The organism is Niallia sp. XMNu-256 (genome assembly GCF_036670015.1).
In the GTDB taxonomy this organism is placed as follows: Bacteria; Bacillota; Bacilli; order Bacillales; family Cytobacillaceae; genus Bacillus_BD.
The window spans coordinates 3,191,927-3,210,045 of the sequence record NZ_CP137636.1 but is presented as its reverse complement, the minus strand read 5'-3'; the positions used below and the strand labels follow the sequence as shown (position 1 = coordinate 3,210,045).

Annotated in this window: 14 protein-coding genes, 1 other RNA gene and 1 other annotated feature (1 of these 16 cut by a window edge); of the genes, 13 read left to right on the top strand and 2 right to left on the bottom strand. The window is 38.6% G+C overall.

The window, feature by feature from the left end; translation table 11 throughout:
- Positions 1-86: a binding site (T-box leader), on the top strand (it extends 153 nt beyond the left edge of the window).
- Positions 87-376: 290 nt separating this feature from the next.
- From hisS to mnmA, 9 genes are all read left to right on the top strand, one after another.
- Positions 377-1,648, top strand: a complete 1,272-nt coding sequence (gene hisS / locus R4Z10_RS16370) for a histidine--tRNA ligase (RefSeq protein ID WP_338470359.1) — start codon at positions 377-379, stop codon at positions 1,646-1,648.
- Between the two features lie 11 nt (positions 1,649-1,659).
- Positions 1,660-3,429 carry an aspartate--tRNA ligase gene (aspS, locus tag R4Z10_RS16365; RefSeq protein WP_338470358.1) on the top strand — a complete coding sequence of 590 codons (1,770 nt, stop codon included), beginning with the start codon at positions 1,660-1,662 and terminating at the stop codon, positions 3,427-3,429.
- Between the two features lie 52 nt (positions 3,430-3,481).
- A non-coding RNA gene (ssrS, locus tag R4Z10_RS16360) (6S RNA) lies at positions 3,482-3,665 on the top strand.
- 196 nt (positions 3,666-3,861) lie between these two features.
- Positions 3,862-4,638 carry a tRNA threonylcarbamoyladenosine dehydratase gene (locus R4Z10_RS16355; protein WP_338470357.1) on the top strand — a complete coding sequence of 259 codons (777 nt, stop codon included), beginning with the start codon at positions 3,862-3,864 and terminating at the stop codon, positions 4,636-4,638.
- Positions 4,639-4,744: 106 nt separating this feature from the next.
- Positions 4,745-6,028, top strand: a complete 1,284-nt coding sequence (locus R4Z10_RS16350; protein ID WP_338470356.1) for a replication-associated recombination protein A — start codon at positions 4,745-4,747, stop codon at positions 6,026-6,028.
- Positions 6,029-6,144: 116 nt separating this feature from the next.
- A complete protein-coding gene (locus R4Z10_RS16345; RefSeq protein WP_338470355.1) occupies positions 6,145-6,825 on the top strand; it encodes a YitT family protein in 681 nt (226 codons plus the stop codon).
- A 1-nt stretch (position 6,826) separates the two neighbouring features.
- Positions 6,827-7,246: an Rrf2 family transcriptional regulator gene (locus R4Z10_RS16340; RefSeq protein ID WP_338470354.1), complete on the top strand. Its 420-nt coding sequence runs from the start codon at positions 6,827-6,829 to the stop codon at positions 7,244-7,246.
- A gap of 45 nt (positions 7,247-7,291) precedes the next feature.
- Positions 7,292-8,437: a cysteine desulfurase family protein gene (locus tag R4Z10_RS16335; protein WP_338470353.1), complete on the top strand. Its 1,146-nt coding sequence runs from the start codon at positions 7,292-7,294 to the stop codon at positions 8,435-8,437.
- Between the two features lie 16 nt (positions 8,438-8,453).
- On the top strand, positions 8,454-9,569 hold the full coding sequence (mnmA, locus tag R4Z10_RS16330) for a tRNA 2-thiouridine(34) synthase MnmA (protein ID WP_338470352.1): 1,116 nt from the start codon (positions 8,454-8,456) through the stop codon (positions 9,567-9,569).
- A gap of 154 nt (positions 9,570-9,723) precedes the next feature.
- Here the strand turns inward: mnmA and R4Z10_RS16325 are convergent, their stop codons facing one another.
- Positions 9,724-12,138: an ATP-dependent RecD-like DNA helicase gene (locus R4Z10_RS16325; RefSeq protein WP_338470351.1), complete on the bottom strand. Its 2,415-nt coding sequence runs from the start codon at positions 12,136-12,138 to the stop codon at positions 9,724-9,726.
- A 42-nt stretch (positions 12,139-12,180) separates the two neighbouring features.
- On the bottom strand, positions 12,181-12,828 hold the full coding sequence (locus R4Z10_RS16320) for a tetratricopeptide repeat protein (RefSeq protein ID WP_338470350.1): 648 nt from the start codon (positions 12,826-12,828) through the stop codon (positions 12,181-12,183).
- Between the two features lie 300 nt (positions 12,829-13,128).
- Here R4Z10_RS16320 and R4Z10_RS16315 point away from each other — a divergent pair, with 300 nt between their 5' ends.
- The 4 genes from R4Z10_RS16315 (at position 13,129) to alaS (ending at position 18,022) form a co-directional block, all read left to right on the top strand.
- Positions 13,129-13,605, top strand: coding sequence for a PRC-barrel domain-containing protein (locus tag R4Z10_RS16315; protein WP_338470349.1), 477 nt, complete (start codon positions 13,129-13,131; stop codon positions 13,603-13,605).
- A gap of 16 nt (positions 13,606-13,621) precedes the next feature.
- Positions 13,622-13,813, top strand: coding sequence for a hypothetical protein (locus R4Z10_RS16310; RefSeq protein WP_338470348.1), 192 nt, complete (start codon positions 13,622-13,624; stop codon positions 13,811-13,813).
- 114 nt (positions 13,814-13,927) lie between these two features.
- Positions 13,928-15,010 (top strand): AI-2E family transporter, encoded by a 1,083-nt coding sequence (locus R4Z10_RS16305; protein ID WP_338470347.1) that lies wholly within the window; start codon positions 13,928-13,930, stop codon positions 15,008-15,010.
- Between the two features lie 378 nt (positions 15,011-15,388).
- On the top strand, positions 15,389-18,022 hold the full coding sequence (alaS, locus tag R4Z10_RS16300; RefSeq protein WP_338470346.1) for an alanine--tRNA ligase: 2,634 nt from the start codon (positions 15,389-15,391) through the stop codon (positions 18,020-18,022).
- The last annotated feature ends 97 nt before the right edge of the window (positions 18,023-18,119 follow it).

Sequence of the window (18,119 nt, the reverse complement as noted above, 5' to 3'; positions counted from 1 at the left end):
TGTCAGGCGTTAACTGGAAAGTGGGAGTGAAGATCATTTACTCCAATTAGGGTGGCACCACGGGAATAACAGCTCTCGTCCCTTGTATGGGTAGAATCATACAAGGGACGAGGGCTTTTTAAAATTGTTGAAATTTCTCAGGCTTAACGGGCAGTACACCCCCACCTCAAGATTTTGAGTAACAAAAGAAGATAGGTGGGGGATCAACTGCCCGGAAAGCTCCGAAGGTTGAACACAGACTAAACACACCTTCGGCAACGTCTGCGTGATCAGCAAGCCGTAGCCGCGGGCTTTCCATCAGTAGTAGATGTAAGAAAACTCCAACTGATGGAGGTTTCACTTTATTTAAAGATAGTTATCAAGGAGGTTTACATAGATGTCTATTCAAATTCCACGGGGAACACAGGATATTTTGCCGGGTGAAGTTGAGAAATGGCAATACATTGAACAAAAAGCGCGAGAGCTTTGTGAAAAGTTTCAGTACCATGAAATTCGCACTCCGATTTTTGAACACACTGAACTCTTTACACGGAGTGTCGGTGAAACAACCGATGTCGTGCAAAAAGAAATGTACACCTTTGAAGACCGAGGCGGAAGAAGTATAACATTGCGTCCAGAGGGAACAGCATCGACAGTACGCTCTTTTGTCCAACATAAATTGTATGGGGATCCGAATCAACCGGTAAAGCTTTACTATATGGGACCCATGTTTCGCTATGAACGTCCACAAGCAGGACGTTTTCGACAATTTGTTCAGTTTGGCGTAGAGGCACTAGGAAGTAAAGACCCAGCGATTGATGCTGAAGTAATTGCTCTGGCGATGTCGATTTATTCTAGTTTAGGTTTGAAAAAATTAAAGCTTGTGATCAACAGCCTCGGTGATAAAGAGAGTCGTTTGGCGCATCGCAGCGCTTTGATTCAACATTTCCAGCCAAGGATTGGCGAATTCTGCCATGATTGTCAAAGTCGATTAGAAAAAAATCCAATGCGGATTCTTGATTGTAAACAAGACCGAGAGCATGAATTGATGAAAACAGCTCCATCGATTATTGAATATTTAAATGAAGAGTCAAAACTTTACTTTGAAAAAGTCCAACAATATTTAACTGATTTGGAGATTTCCTTTGAAGTAGACCCAAATCTTGTTCGTGGACTTGATTATTATAACCATACAGCCTTTGAAATCATGAGTGATGCGGAAGGCTTTGGGGCGATCACAACTCTTTGTGGGGGCGGCCGTTATAACGGACTAACACAGGAGATTGGAGGTCCAGAAACACCGGGAATAGGGTTTGCGTTTAGTATTGAACGGTTCCTTGCTGCCTTAAAGGCTGAAAAGGTTGATTTGCCCATCAATCGAAATATAGATTGTTATGTTGTTTCTTTAGGTGAAAAAGCACAAGATTATACTGTCAAGCTCCTGCATCAACTACGCTTAGCAGGATTTTCAGCTGAAAGGGATTATTTAAATCGAAAAATTAAAGCGCAAATGAAAGCGGCTGATCGGCTGAATGCTAAATATGTAGCAATTCTAGGCGAAGATGAATTAGAGGCAAATAAAATTAATGTCAAACAGATGGAAACTGGTGACCAGTGGGAAATCGAATTAGAAAATTTTGTAGCTAAATTTAAAGAATTACATCAATAGGAGGAAATACCATGACTGAAAGAAGTTATTTTTGTGGCGAGGTGCCAGAAAATGCAATCGGAGAAAAAGTAAGATTAAAAGGATGGGTGCAAAGACGTCGTGATCTTGGTGGTCTTATCTTTATCCATTTGCGTGACCGGACTGGAATTATCCAAATTGTGTTTAATCCAGAGGCTAATAAGGAAGCTCTAGAAGTTGCAGAAAAAGTGCGCAGTGAATATGTTGTAGATGTTGAAGGAACGGTTATTGCTAGGGATGAAGAAACGTTCAATCCAAATTTAAGTACAGGAAAAATTGAGGTCCAAGTCGAAAAGATGACGATCATCAATGAATCGAAAACACCGCCATTTATGGTCGAAGATGATGTTGAAGTTTCTGAAGACATCCGTTTAAAATATCGTTACCTTGATTTAAGAAGACCGGTCATGTTTGAGACATTAAAAATGCGTCATCAAGTGACAAAAGTAATGAGAGATTACCTTGATGGTGAAGGTTTTCTTGACATTGAAACACCAATTTTAACAAAAAGCACTCCAGAAGGGGCTCGTGATTACTTAGTACCAAGCCGTGTTCACCCTGGTGAATTTTATGCTCTGCCACAATCTCCACAGATTTTTAAACAACTATTGATGGTTAGTGGAATTGAACGCTATTATCAAATTGCTCGTTGTTTCCGTGATGAAGATTTAAGAGCGGATCGTCAACCTGAATTTACGCAGCTCGACATTGAAACAAGCTTTTTAAGTGCGGAGGAAATTCAAGATTTAACGGAACGCATGATTGTTAGAATTATGAAAGAAGTAAAAGGCATTGATGTTGCAACACCATTCCCTCGTATTCCATATGACGTGGCAATGGGAGAATATGGTTCAGATAAACCTGATACTCGATTCGAACTAAAATTAGTTGATTTAACTGAAGCCTTTAAAAACTCTAGCTTCAAAGTATTCGCTGGAGCCATTGCAAGCGGCGGTGTCGTAAAAGCAATTAATGTAAAAGGTGGCGCTGTCCAATATTCACGTAAAGACATTGACGGTCTAACTGAATATGCGGCTCGTTACGGAGCGAAAGGTCTTGCTTGGTTAAAAGCGGAAGAAGATGGCTTAAAAGGGCCGATTATTAAATTCTTTAGCGAAGAAGAGCTTGCAGCCTTAAATGAATTATTAGGAGTAGAAAAAGACGACTTGATTCTATTCGGTGCTGACTCTAAAAAGGTAGTTGCCGATGTTCTAGGAAACTTACGTTTAAAAATTGCTAAAGACATGAACCTAATTGATGAAAGTAAATTTAATTTCCTTTGGGTAACGGATTGGCCGCTTTTAGAGTATGATGAAGATTCAAATCGATTTACAGCAGCGCATCACCCATTCACAATGCCTTTAAGAGAAGATGTCGAGCTACTTGAAACAGCACCAGAAAAAGCCCGTGCCCAAGCTTACGACATTGTCTTAAATGGATATGAGCTTGGTGGAGGATCCCTGCGTATCTATGAGAGAGACGTCCAAAACAAAATGTTCAAAGCATTAGGCTTTACAGAAGAAAAGGCAAATGAACAATTTGGTTTCCTATTAGATGCATTTGATTATGGTACACCTCCACATGGTGGAATCGCCTTAGGACTAGACCGTTTTATCATGCTATTAGCTGGTAGAACGAATCTTCGTGATACGATTGCCTTCCCTAAAACAGCGAGTGCAAGTGATCTGTTAACAAATGCACCAGGTGAAGTAAGCCCTGAGCAGTTAATTGAATTAAACCTTGCATCCACTGTGATTAAATAAGAACATCCTTGATGACTTAGAAATCATATGTTATTATAAAGATAAGCTTTAAAGAGTCCTGATGTGTTCGTGGTGAAACCATTCGTTTGACCGAACACTTTACCTTCGGGAGTTCAGAGTTCTTAATCAGCGTACAAGCCTACTCACTAGGACGTACAAACATTAAGGCAGAACACCCACCTGCCGAGTGCGGGTTCAAACAAGGTACAAAAAACGACGGCATAATTGGGACTCTTCTACATAATTAAGAGAAAAAACCATGTCACTTCGACATGGTTTTTTAACTTCATTTAGCAGGGGGTTCTCATTTTAAAGGGCACAAATTCGCCAACACGAATTTGATTTTTGTTAATAGCACAATTATAACAAAGTATGATATATTCTTTTACAGGAAAAAATGAAGCATAAGAAGAATGATGGAGTTGGTTATCTATGTTACATCAATTTTCACGCAATGAACTTGCGTTTGGAAAAGAAGGTTTGGAAACATTAAAAAATAAAACGGTCGCTGTTTTAGGAGTTGGCGGTGTAGGTACATTCTCTGCAGAGGCACTTGCCCGTTCAGGCGTAGGAAAACTTGTTTTAATTGATAAGGATGACGTCGATATTACAAATGTGAATCGGCAAATCATCGCTTTATTGTCAACGATTGGCCAACCTAAAGTGGATTTAATGAAGGAAAGAATTGCTGATATCAATCCAGATTGTGAAGTTGTCGCCTTAAAAATGTTTTATACAGAGGAGACGTATGAAGAAATCTTTGGACATAATCTAGATTTTGTCATTGACGCATCCGATACGATTTCTTATAAAATTCATCTTATTAAAGAATGTTTAAAAAGAAATATTCCGATCATTTCAAGTATGGGTGCTGCAAATAAAATGGATCCAACCCGTTTTCAAATTGCTGATATATCAAAGACCCATACAGATCCAATTGCAAAAGTCATTCGTACAAGACTTAGAAAAGAAGGAATCCGGAAAGGTGTTCCTGTTGTATTTTCTGATGAAAGCCCAATTGTCATTCGCGAGGATGTTCGGAAATACGTTGGTAAAGATGATGCAGAAATCCGCAAGGCAAAAATGCCACCATCATCCAATGCGTTTGTCCCTTCTGTAGCAGGCCTGATCATGGCTAGTTATGTAGTAAGACAAGTCCTTAGTGGAATAAAGATCAATACCGTAAAAGATGTGAAAGACGCCAAGTAATTTGGCGTTTTTTCGGTTGAATAAACGATGATAGGTGGATGCGGAGACTCATTAGAATGGTGTGGTATAATGGGTACGAAGAAGTCTCTGTAATGGAGGGATCGAATTGAACGGAGAACCACTTGCCTATCGAATGCGTCCTGCCACAATTGATGAGATTGTGGGGCAAAAGGATGTGATTGGGAAAGAGACCAATTTATATAAAATGATTAAAAATGGCTATGTCCCATCGATGTTATTGTATGGAGAACCGGGAATTGGGAAAACATCGCTCGCTTTTGCGATTGCTGGAACGACAAAAATTCCCTTTATTGCCCTTAATGCAACAACATCAGGAAAAAAGGATGTAGAAGAGGTTGTTCAGGAATCACATTTAACAGGAAAACTCATTTTGTTCTTAGATGAGATCCACCGATTTAATAAAGCACAGCAGGATTATCTGCTTCCCCATGTAGAGAACGGGAGTATCATTTTAATCGGGGCAACAACGGAAAATCCTTTTCATGATGTGAACCCAGCCATCCGAAGTCGATGTGGTCAAATTTTGCAGTTAACGAGATTATCTCAAGAGGATATTAAAGATTTAATTACCCGTGCCCTTGCCAATAAAGAAAAAGGATTAGGTGACCTGGTAATTAAGATAAATGATACACAGATTGAGCGGATAGCCGAAGGGGTAAATGGAGACGCGCGAAAGGCTTTAACCATGTTAGAGTCTATTGTGTATGCTTCAGATCTTGAAGATAACACCTATATCATTGAGGATCAGACCATTGAAAAAATGATTTCACGAGTTGGAGTGGGTGGCGATAAAAAAGGTTCCCACTTTTATAATTTGTTATCGGCCCTGCAAAAGAGTATTCGCGGTAGTGATGTAAATGCAGCTCTCTATTATTTAGCTCATTTACTTGAAAATGGAGATCTTATTTCTGTCAATAGAAGGCTATTAGTCATCGCCTATGAAGATATCGGTCTAGCCAACCCGAACGTAGGTAGTCATGTGTTAGCGGCAGTTCAAGCAAGTGAACGGCTTGGGTTGCCAGAAGCGCGAATTCCATTGGCTGCAGCTGTAGTTGAAATGTGTCTGTCGTCCAAATCGAATTCAGCATATAAGGCGCTAGATAATGCAATAGATGATATCCGAAAGGGTAAAGTAGGGGATATTCCGAAACACCTTCGGGATGCCCATTATGCAGGAGCAGCTGTATTAGGTCATGTAGGATATCAATATCCACATGATTATCCATTAGGAACCTTTGGAGGTTGGGTGAAGCAAGAGTATTTGCCTGAAAATCTAAAAGGAACCCAATATTACCAGCCAGTAGAAGCGGGTGAAGAAAAAAGATTGGCCGCTATTTATAACAGACTACAGCAATTTAAGGAAAAATAATGAATTACAGGGAATGTGCTGATGACAGGTTACCCCTCCAAAGAGGAATAAAATTATGTTATAATAACAAAGTCTATCTTAATACTATGCTTTTAAAGCAGACAGGAAGGTCAAAGATGAGAAAAAAATATAAGGGTCAATTAGTTCCGAGATTCATGATTTTTTTACTTGGCTTACTTGTCATGACATTTGGAGTTGTACTTATTATTATTGCAAATATAGGGCCTTCTTCATGGGATGTTTTGCATATAGGTCTGTATTATCGCTTCGGATTAACCATTGGGACATGGAGTATTCTTGTTGGGGTAGCGATTGTTATTCTATCCGCCATCCTTCTTAAATCATTTCCTCCAATTGGCACCTTTTTAAATATGTTACTTGTCGGTATCTTTATTGACATGTTTTTATTACTACCATTTCTCCAAACACCAGAAAGCTACATTGGTAAAATAGTAATGTTTCTCTGTGGTTTAATCATTAATGGCTATGGGATGGGATTATATATTTCTGCTCAATTAGGGGCTGGACCGCGGGATAGTCTAATGCTTGCAATCACATCCATAACAAATTGGAAGGTAGGGCCTGTTCGGACGACTTTAGAAATCGTAGCTGTTTTGATTGGCTGGCAATTAGGTGGACCATTATTTTGGGGTACCATTGTTTATAGTGTATTAATTGGTGTAACAGCTAGTTTTACTTTGCCACAATGCCAAAAATTGACCGATTTTATTTTAAGTAAGTGGCATAGCCACAAGCAGTCTCAGCAAATTATTGAAGAATATAACAGGGGTGTTTAAGATGAAAATATCAACAAAAGGCCGTTATGGCTTAACAATTATGATTGAATTAGCCAAAAAATATGGGGAAGGTCCTGTATCACTAAAGTCAATTGCTCAGGCAAATGATTTATCTGAACATTATTTAGAGCAACTGATTTCTCCATTACGTAACGCCGGCTTAGTAAAAAGTATCCGTGGAGCATACGGCGGTTATATATTGGCGAAAGAACCATCAGAAATTACATCAGGAGATATTATTCGTGTTCTTGAAGGACCGATCACTCCTGTAGAAGGTATTGAGGATGAAGAACCAGTAAAACGGGCATTATGGATAAGAATAAGAGATGCCGTCAAAGATGTTCTTGATAGCACAACCATTCAAGATTTAGCCAACCATAAAGATGACGGTGAAGTTGATTCATATATGTTCTACATTTAAGGGAGAGCTTAAGCTCATCCCGTTTTTTCATAAGAGGTGAAAAGTTTGGATAGAATTTATGTTGATCATGCAGCAACAACCCCGATCCACCCTGCTGTTATCGATAAAATGACTTATGTAATGGAAGGGATTTATGGAAATCCATCAAGTATTCACTCGTTTGGTCGAGAGGCCAGGAAAATTATTGATGAGGCAAGAGCGGGAATTGCTAAAAGGATTGAATGTACTGAAACGGAAATCATTTTTACAAGTGGTGGGACGGAAGCAGACAATTATGCGATATTTGGTGTAGCTGAAGCCTATCGGGAAAAAGGTTCACATATTATTACGACTGTTATTGAACACCACGCCGTACTCCATGCTTGTCAGGAGTTGGAAAAGAGAGGATTTCAAGTTACCTACTTACCTGTCGATGATCAAGGGAAGATTTCCATAAAGGACTTTCAAGAAGCTTTACGAGATGATACAATTCTTGTTACGATTATGTATGGAAATAATGAAGTAGGCTCCATTCAGCCCATTAAGGAAATTGGTGAACTCCTTGTCGATCATGGAGCTGTTTTTCATACAGATGCTGTTCAAGCCTTTGGGATTGAAAAAGTAAGTGTAAGAGAATTGAAAGTAGACTTATTAAGTGTCTCAGCTCATAAAATTAATGGTCCAAAAGGAATTGGCTTTCTCTATGCTAAAAATGGCGTTAAGTTATCACCGAGACTTTTCGGTGGAGAACAGGAAAGAAAAAGACGGGCTGGTACAGAAAATGTTCCTGCCATTGCAGGTTTTTTAGAGGCTGTAACCCTTATCGATAAGGAACAGGATTTAAGAATTGAACAATATCAAAAATATAAAGAAGTGTTAATCCATACATTAAAGAAGCATGGGGTTGCTTTTCATATCAATGGATCGCTAAAGGATTCACTGCCACATATTTTAAACCTTAGCTTTCCAGGAACGAGTGTGGAGGCCATGCTTGTCAATTTAGATTTAGCGGGAATTGCTGTTTCTAGTGGTTCTGCATGTACTGCCGGGACAGTCGATCCTTCACACGTCCTTGTGGCCATGTTTGGAAAAGGATCTCCTCGAACAATCGATTCGATTCGATTTAGTTTTGGCAGTAATAATACGGTCGAACAAATTGAAAGAGTCGGAGAAGAAATAGCCAAAGTCGTTGCTCGATTAACGAATAAATAAACGAAGGGAGGTTCTATTGATGAAAGAACCAAAAGATACCCGTGTTGTTGTTGGGATGTCAGGTGGAGTGGATTCATCAGTTGCTGCTCTCCTTTTAAAGCAGCAAGGTTATGATGTCATCGGAATCTTTATGAAAAACTGGGATGACACAGACGAAAATGGAGTTTGTACGGCAACAGAGGATTATGAAGATGTTATTCGTGTTTGTAACCAAATTGGCATTCCGTATTATGCCGTTAATTTTGAAAAACAATATTGGGATAAAGTGTTTACGTATTTTCTTGATGAATACAAGGCAGGTCGAACCCCAAATCCAGATGTAATGTGTAATAAGGAAATTAAATTTAAAGCCTTTTTAGAACATGCCATGAATTTAGGGGCCGATTATTTAGCAACTGGACATTATGCAAGGGTCCAGTATCGTGATGGCGAATATAAAATGTTACGTGGGATTGATGAAAATAAAGATCAAACCTATTTCTTAAATCAACTTTCGCAAGATCAAATCTCTAAAGTCATGTTCCCGATTGGCGATATCAATAAATCAAAGGTAAGAGAAATTGCTTTGGAAGCAGGGCTCGCAACTGCTAAGAAAAAGGATAGTACCGGAATTTGCTTTATTGGAGAAAGAGATTTTAAGACATTCTTAAGCCAATATTTACCTGCGCAGCCTGGTGTAATGGAGACTTTGGATGGCGAAGTTGTAGGCAAACATGATGGCTTAATGTACTATACAATTGGGCAGAGACATGGTCTTGGAATCGGTGGTGCAGGTGAGCCATGGTTTGTAATTGGAAAAGATCTGAAACGAAATGTTCTTTATGTAGGACAAAGTTTTCATAACGAAAAGCTTTACTCTACTTCGATTTTGGCAACAGATATTAGCTGGGTTTCGAACCGTGAAAAGCCTACTCGTTTTGAATGCACAGCGAAATTCAGATACCGTCAACCGGATAATAATGTAACAGTGGAACTTTTAGAAGATAATAAGGCCAATGTCATTTTTCATGAGCCAATCCGTGCTGTGACACCTGGACAGGCTGTTGTTTTTTATCAAGACGATGAGTGCCTTGGCGGCGGTACGATTGACGAAATCTATAAAGAAGATTTGAAACTAACCTATGTTGGATAATGGCACCTTGGTTCGCTTGAACCAAGGTGTTCTTTTGGTAACCGATTTTAGATGTTATTCTTTTGTGACAAGTTCACTTTTGTTATAAGAGTACGCTCCCGTTTTTCACGCGTTAAAAAAGCTGATTACGAAAATTCGCAATCAGCTTTTTACTCTACATAAAATGATAGGGTGTAATTCCTTCCATACCAATCATAGGATCGACATTCATTAGCATTTCTTCATAGGAAATCTCAGAGGTGTTGTCAGTTTCCACTTCCAAAATCGTATCTTCAACCTGATTGTCGCCTTCGCTTAAACCAGATAATTTCTCCATTAAGGTGGTTTGACGCATTTGTTCGTCAGCCCGCTTAACCCCATTCATTAAAGCGTCTTCTTCCCCACAAAGAATTAAAAATTGTTTACTTCTTGTAATCGCAGTATAAATTAGGTTTCTGCGCAGCATTCGGTAATAGCTTTTTACAATTGGCAAAATCACAATTGGAAATTCGCTCCCTTGTGCTTTATGCACGGAACAACAATAAGCCAATGTGATTTGTCCCAAATCTTGCCTTGTATAGGTGACTTCTGTACCTTCAAAGGAAACAACAACCATATCTTGTTTTTCAACATTTTCCTTTGCATAAAACACAGACACAATTTCACCCATATCTCCATTATAAACATGCTGATCGGGTTGGTTGACCAATTGAAGTACTTTATCACCTACACGATAAGTAGTATCACCAAAAACAATTTCCTTTCGCTTCCCATCCGGGTTGCCATTTAACGCTTCCTGTAGCACTTTGTTGAGACGATCAATTCCTGCTGGTCCTTTGTACATCGGGGCTAATACTTGAATATCCCGAGGCGAGTAACCTTTCTTTACCGCATTTAAAATAACCTTTTGGACAACATCTGCAATATGACCAGACTGACACTTAATAAAAGAACGGTCTTTCGTTGGAGCGGAAACATTGGCAGGTAAATCGCCATCTTTAATGCAGTGCGCCAGCTCAATAATCGATGAACCTTCTGCTTGACGATAAATATCCGTTAAGCGAATGGTTGGAATTCGTTCTGAACGTAATAAATCTTTTAATACTTGACCAGGGCCTACAGAAGGAAGCTGATCTTCGTCACCAACCAAAATGACTTGGATATTTTCCGGCAACGCTTTAAAAAGTTTATTTGCCAACCAAATATCGACCATTGAACTTTCATCAACGATTAAGATTTTACCCTCTAGTGGATTGTCTTCATGATGATCAAAACCTTCTGACCCATTCCAGCCTAATAAGCGGTGAATGGTGACAGCAGGCAGTCCTGTGGATTCGGACATTCGCTTCGCTGCTCTCCCAGTAGGTGCTGTTAGTAAAAATGGAAAGGGCTCTTCTTTTTTGTAATCATTCGGGTTTAACGAACAACCGTGTAGCTCAGCATAAAGCTCCACAATCCCTTTAATGACTGTCGTTTTTCCCGTCCCAGGCCCCCCTGTTAAAATTAACAATGGCGACATTAAGGCGGTTTGGATTGCCTCTTTTTGGGTCGGTGCATATTGAACCCCTAAACGTTCCTCAAGATTCCCTAATGCTAATAAAAACTCGGATTCAGGAAAAGCTTCCTCATATTGAGTTTGCTGTAATAGCTTCTCAATACTTGTGACAAGACCTTTCTCAGAATAATAAAGATAAGGTAAGTAAAAACGTTGATCCTCAACAATGATTTTTCCCTCTTCATTTAGTTTCAGTAGTTCCAGTGTAATATCATCAAATTCAATTTGATCTCGTTTATTTTCCTCTAATAAAGTTTGCACCTTGACCAATAAGGTTTCAGCCTGTACATAAACATGGCCATTTTGCATACACTCTTGTTCTAAAATAAAGAGACATCCGGCTTTGATTCGATCGGGATGACTTCCGGAAATTCCTAATTGAAACCCTAGCTCATCGGCACGCGCAAATCCAATCCCTTCAACATCTTCAACAAGTTTATAAGGATTTGATTGGATTACGTCGAGAGTCGTTTCTTTGTAGGCTTGAAAAATTCTCATGGATAATTGGGGACCGAAGCCATATTGATTTAGGGCAATCATTGCTTGTTCAAGTCCTTGGTGCTCCATCAACGTGTCATATAAATCTTTGGCTTTTTCTGGTGGAAGCTTTGGCACGGTGTCTAGTAAAGAAGGTTGATTCAGAATCCTCGTAATTGCATTTTCTCCAAGGGTTTCTACAATTTTTTCGGCAGTTTTCTTCCCGATACCTTTGAACAGCTCGCTTGAAAGATAGGTAACCACCCCTTGTTTTGTTTGAGGAATATCTTTGCGAAAATGGGTTGCGTGAAATTGAAGGCCAAACTTGGGATGGTCTTTCATTTCTCCATAAAAAATATAATGTTCGTGCTCATGAATCCTCGGAAAATATCCAGTTATTACAGCTTCTTTGTCTTCGTAATCTTCGTTTGTTTCATCTACTCGTATCTTTAATACCGTATATAAGTTCTGCTCATTATGAAAAATCGTAACAATGGGTCTTCCTTTTATAAATTTCGTTTGTTCGCCAAACAAGTCTAATGAATCCTGTTTTTCCAAACATGACACCTCCTTTGCAAAGGATAAACACCAGTAATTGGACTAAGATTCCAATAACTTTTTCCCATGACTGGCAAGAATATGGTCAGGATCAACTTCTAATGCTTGATTAAACATTTGTAATGCTTTTTCACCGTTCTCTTTATAGCCATAAGCCACACCTAAATTATAGTAAGCATCCGCATGTTCAGGGTCTAACTCTACCGTTTTGTTAAATTGCAAAATCGCTTCATCTATGTATTGTTCATTTGCTAAGCAAAGGCCATATTGAAAGAAAGCTTCTCCATCTTGATCATTTAACTCTGTACATCTTTGCAAGTAAGGGAGAGCGAGTCTTGGTTGTTCCAAAGCGATAAAAGACATGCCTAGCATAAAATAGTTATCACTTGACTCTAACCCTTTTTTCATCGCCTTTTCAAACATGTTTGTTGCTTGTTGGAACTGTTCCTGTTCATAATAAACATTGCCCATGCTGTAATAAGCTGAAGCCGTATTTTCATCTAACTCGATGGCTTTTTGGAAAAATTGCAGGGCCCGATCGGAATCTCCCATCGCAGCCAAAAGGTTACCAAAATTAATATAACCAATCGGATCTTTTGGTGTCGCTTCAATCATTTCTGTAAATACTTTAGCCGCTTCCTCCCATTTACCTTCTTGCATATATTGAATTCCTTGTAAATTCTTATCCATTTGTTCAACTCCAATTGAAATTATTCTAATAAAAATCCATGATACTATAAGCTAGTTATGGAAAAAGTATAGCATATTTTTCACAAGAAAGTAGAATTGCCTTTATTGCCTCTTCAATGAAAGATTGTTAATTCCAATGAAAGGGGAAAGGGGCATGAAAACATTGGATTTGTTCCAACTCTGAGTCCACCAGCTAAAAAAGGGTAAAAGCATTACATTCTTTTTTTTGTAAATGTTTTCTTGTTCGGTTATTCCTCATTTTCCGGAGATACTAAAAGTGTTCGGGAAGGTGGGGATTCTTTGCGAACATTTTCATTATTAAAAGGGATGCCTATTTTTGAGCTAAACACAGGATCAAAAATAGGTGAAATCTGTGATTTAGCAATTAGTAAAAATGGTAAAGTAGAGGGTTTGTTGGTAAAAAAAGGCGCAGTGCTGAAAAAAACACATATCATCTATGTTCAAAATGTATCCTCATTTGGACCTGATGGGGTTATGATAAATACTCGTGAACAATTAAAGCCATTGCATGAAAAATGGGACAGCTATCCATTTGAGGGTGGGCATCCTCCTTTACTCGGAAAAGCCATGATGACAAAAGAAGGCGAGCAATTAGGATTACTTGAAGATGTATATTTTTTGGAAAAAGTGGGAACCATTGTAGGGTATAAATGCTCAGATGGCTTCTTTTCAGACATCATGGAAGGAAAACGTGTTGTAAAAACGGACAAACCACCAACGATTGGGAAGGACGCCATCATAGTGAATGTAAAATAACTGTGAGGTGTTCCCCATGTTTAGTTGTCCGAATTGCCAAAGTAAAGACATTGGTAAAATTGGAATCAACCAATACTATTGTTGGAATTGTTTCATTGAACTATCGGTTTCCCAAGGGGTCATTCATACCCATCAAGTAGAAGAAGATGGGACATTAAGTTCCTTAGATGATCTATTTGGAGAAGATGAACGTCGATTATTATCGTAAGTAAATAATATAACAACGCTTAAAAGGGTTTAAATGAATGACAACGTAGATTTCGGGGTAACCTTTTAAGGTTATCCCATTTTTTCATATTTATATCATACAAGGAGGTTCAAAATGAACATCCGTATAAAATGGTATTATCGACTTGGATTTCTACTCCTTTTAATGATTGTTATATTTGTTTTCATTAAGTTAAAACCCTTTTGGCACCCGTTAGTTGATACAGTAATTACGATCCTTTTACCATTTTTCATCGCAGGATTTATTACTTATTTATTACATCCGATTATTGAAAGAATTCATGAAGCTGGTTTACATCGCGGGCTAGCTATTTTTTTTATTTATTTTTTATTTTTTGGTGGGATTGGCTATGCCTTTTATAAAGGTTTGCCAGAAATCATTCGGCAATTGAAAGATTTGGCGGAAAGCATCCCGATTTTTTCTAAACAGTATTTGGAATTTACCCAATCCATTCAGGAGAAAACCTCTACATGGCCTGATGGAATCCAGAAAAGAGTATATGATGGGATTTCCTCAATTGAACAAGGGATCGCATTAAGGATCACAAATATCATTAATTCCATTTTAGAAATGTTAGGCAATGTCTTCACAATTGCCCTTATTCCATTTATTTCATTTTATATGTTAAAAGACTATGTCACAATTAAAAAGGCAGTCTGGTATTTAACACCTAGGAAATGGAGACGTGAAGGGGTCGTTCTTCTTCGTGATATTGACAAATCTTTAGGCGGCTATATTAGAGGTCAAATTTTAGTTTGTGGATTAATTGGCACTTTAACAAGCTTTCTGTTTTGGATTTTTGATATGAAATACCCACTTTTATTAGGAGCAATCATTGGAATTACGAACATCATTCCGTATTTTGGCCCTTTCATTGGAGCTATACCTGCTTTATTAATTGCAGCGACCATTTCTGTAAAAATGATTATGATTGTTGTTGTCATCGTTTTGGTTTTACAGTTTTTGGAAGGAAATATCCTATCGCCGCTTATTGTCGGGAAAAGTCTGCATATGCATCCATTAATGATCATGTTTGCTTTATTTGCTGGTGAAGAAATTGGTGGAATCCTTGGAATGATCTTGTCGGTACCCGTTGTAGCTATAATAAAAGTAAGTCTTGTCCATTTAAGAAAATATTTGGAGAAAAAGCATGAGGTATTAACACCTGATTCATAAAGGGGTAAATGTTGGCTTTTAATGGCTGCTTTGCCAGTAAATATTGACAAGTTTCCGTAAAAATCGCTATAATCTGTATTGAATACATACAATAAATCATTGTTAACATGATGAAGGAAAAAGTAAGTTATAGTCCATCTAAGCGTTAATTTACGTGTAAGAGAGGAGCTTCCCTAGCTGAAAGAAGCTCTAGATGAAGGATAACTGAAAGCTAATCCTGAGTGCAGCTAATCACTGCCGTGAGCCGCGTTAAGGCATTTGAGAGATGGATATATTAGATATTCATAATCAGGGTGGTACCGCGAGTAGAGTCCCTCGTCCCTGTCCAGGGAGGAAGGGCTTTTTTTGTGCAAAAAATTCTATATTGGAGGTTATAATATGAAAAATTTAACGGGTTCACAAATCCGACAAATGTTCTTAGACTTTTTCCAAGAAAAAGGGCATGCTGTTGAACCAAGTGCATCCCTTGTTCCTCATGATGACCCATCGTTATTATGGATTAACAGTGGAGTAGCAACACTAAAAAAATATTTTGACGGTCGTGTCGTTCCACAAAATCCTCGGATCACAAATGCTCAGAAATCGATTCGTACAAATGATATTGAAAACGTTGGAAAAACGGCAAGACATCATACATTCTTTGAGATGTTAGGGAGCTTTTCAATTGGTGACTACTTTAAAGAAGATGCGATTATTTGGGCATGGGAATTTTTAACAGACGAAAAATGGATTGGATTTAATCCTGAAAAACTGTCTGTTACGATTCACCCAGAAGATGAAGATGCTTATAAGGTTTGGAAAAACAAAGTAGGCGTTCCTGAGGAAAGAATCATCCGCCTTGAAGGGAACTTTTGGGATATTGGAGAAGGTCCAAGTGGTCCAAACTCCGAGATCTTCTATGATCGTGGGCCAGAGTTTGGAAATGACTTATCTGATCCAGAACTATATCCTGGCGGAGAAAACGAACGCTATTTAGAAGTATGGAATCTGGTATTCTCTGAATTCAATCATAATCCTGATGGAACCTATACGCCGCTGCCGAATAAAAACATTGATACCGGAATGGGACTTGAGCGTATTACCTCACTTGTCCAAAATGTAAATACCAACTTTGATACTGACTTGTTTATGCCAATTATTAAAGCAACAGAAAAAATCGCGAATACAGAATATGGTAAGAATGATGAAGATGATGTTGCCTTTAAAGTAATTGCTGACCATGTAAGAACGGTTGCGTTTGCAGTTGGCGATGGAGCACTCCCTTCGAATGAGGGCCGTGGCTATGTCTTAAGACGCTTACTTAGAAGAGCGGTTCGTTATGCCAAAAACATCAACATCAATCGTCCATTCATGTATGAACTCGTTCCGGTTGTTGGGGAAATTATGGTTGACTTTTACCCAACCGTTAAGGAAAAAGAAGATTTCATTGAAAAAGTGATAAAAAATGAAGAAGAGCGTTTCCATGAAACGTTACATGAAGGCTTAACAATATTATTTGATGTGATGAAGAAAGAAAAGGAAAAAGGTAACAGCCAAATTTCTGGTGAAGATGTTTTTAAATTATATGATACGTACGGATTCCCAGTTGAACTTACTGAAGAATACGCAGAAGAAGAAGGCATGACGATTGATCATGACGGTTTTGAGGTTGAAATGGAGAAACAGCGTGAGCGGGCACGAACAGCAAGACAAGAAGTTGATTCGATGCAAGTACAAGGTGGCGTATTAAGAGATATCCATAACGAGAGCAAGTTTGTTGGTTATGATCAGCTCCAAGTTCAAGGAAATGTTGTGGTTCTCTTAAAGGATGGCGAGCTAGTTGAAAAGGCGACCCAGGGGGATGAAATTCAATTTATCCTTGATGCTACCCCATTTTACGCTGAAAGTGGGGGTCAAATAGCTGATAAAGGGACATTAACAGCCCCAGGGTTAAAAGTTGATGTTTTAGACGTTCAAAAGGCACCGAACGGACAGAGTCTTCACCGCGCTCTTGTTGCTGAAGGGGAATTAACAGTTAATCAATCAGTAACCGCAACTGTTCATGAAGAAAACCGTGCAAAAGTCATTAAAAATCATACCGCAACACATCTTCTTCATCAGGCTTTAAAAGATGTGCTTGGGTACCATGTTAACCAAGCCGGTTCATTAGTAGAACCTGATCGTTTACGTTTTGACTTCTCTCACTTTGGACAGATTCAACCTGAAGAATTAGAGAGAATTGAAGAAATTGTAAACGGGCAGATTTGGAAAAGCTTAAATGTTGAGATTGATTATAAAGGAATCAATGAAGCAAAAGCAATGGGTGCAATGGCACTGTTTGGTGAAAAATATGGCGATATTGTCCGCGTCGTAAAGATTGGTGACTACAGCCTTGAACTATGTGGAGGCTGCCATGTGCCGAATAGCTCAGTAATTGGATTATTTAAAATTGTTTCCGAAAGCGGGATTGGGGCTGGCACACGCCGTATTGAAGCAGTTACAGGAGAAGCTGCATATAGCTTAATGAACCAGCAAATTGGTGTTTTAAAAGAAGCCGCAGCAAAATTAAAATCAAGTGTGAAAGATGTTCCGGCAAGAATTGATAGTTTGCAAAATGAAATCAGACATTTACATCGTGAAAATGAATCATTAGCGGCAAAATTGGGTAATATTGAAGCGGGAAGTCTAATTTCAAAAGTACAAGAAGTCGATGGAGTCCCTGTATTGGCAGCAAAGGTCCAAAACGTCGATATGAATAATCTTCGTAATATGGCTGATGACTTAAAACAAAAAATGGGTTCAGGCATAATTGTACTTGGCAGTGCGGTTGATGGAAAAGTAAATTTAATTGCTGGTGTGACAAAGGATTTAATTGACAAAGGATACCATGCTGGAAAGTTAATTAAAGAAGTCTCCACCCGTTGTGGCGGTGGCGGTGGCGGCCGTCCTGATATGGCACAGGCAGGGGGAAAGGATCCTTCTAAATTAGATGCTGCACTAGAATACGTACAAGAATGGGTTAAATCTGTTTGATATTGTTAAAAATTAGTGTAGAATAAATATTGAAGAAATGTTGAAAAGGTTTTCTTTCTTTTCAATCGGACTATCTTTTCCTCAAAAAAGTGAGGTG

What these genes read in the sequence shown, in the direction of transcription:
- hisS (WP_338470359.1), top strand. Translation starts at nt 377, where the DNA reads ATGTCTATTCAAATTCCACGGGGAACACAGGATATTTTGCCGGGTGAA.
- aspS (WP_338470358.1), top strand. Translation starts at nt 1,660, where the DNA reads ATGACTGAAAGAAGTTATTTTTGTGGCGAGGTGCCAGAAAATGCAATC.
- R4Z10_RS16355 (WP_338470357.1), top strand. Translation starts at nt 3,862, where the DNA reads ATGTTACATCAATTTTCACGCAATGAACTTGCGTTTGGAAAAGAAGGT.
- R4Z10_RS16345 (WP_338470355.1), top strand. Translation starts at nt 6,145, where the DNA reads ATGAGAAAAAAATATAAGGGTCAATTAGTTCCGAGATTCATGATTTTT.
- R4Z10_RS16340 (WP_338470354.1), top strand. Translation starts at nt 6,827, where the DNA reads ATGAAAATATCAACAAAAGGCCGTTATGGCTTAACAATTATGATTGAA.
- R4Z10_RS16320 (WP_338470350.1), bottom strand. Translation starts at nt 12,828, where the DNA reads ATGGATAAGAATTTACAAGGAATTCAATATATGCAAGAAGGTAAATGG.
- R4Z10_RS16310 (WP_338470348.1), top strand. Translation starts at nt 13,622, where the DNA reads ATGTTTAGTTGTCCGAATTGCCAAAGTAAAGACATTGGTAAAATTGGA.
- R4Z10_RS16305 (WP_338470347.1), top strand. Translation starts at nt 13,928, where the DNA reads ATGAACATCCGTATAAAATGGTATTATCGACTTGGATTTCTACTCCTT.
- alaS (WP_338470346.1), top strand. Translation starts at nt 15,389, where the DNA reads ATGAAAAATTTAACGGGTTCACAAATCCGACAAATGTTCTTAGACTTT.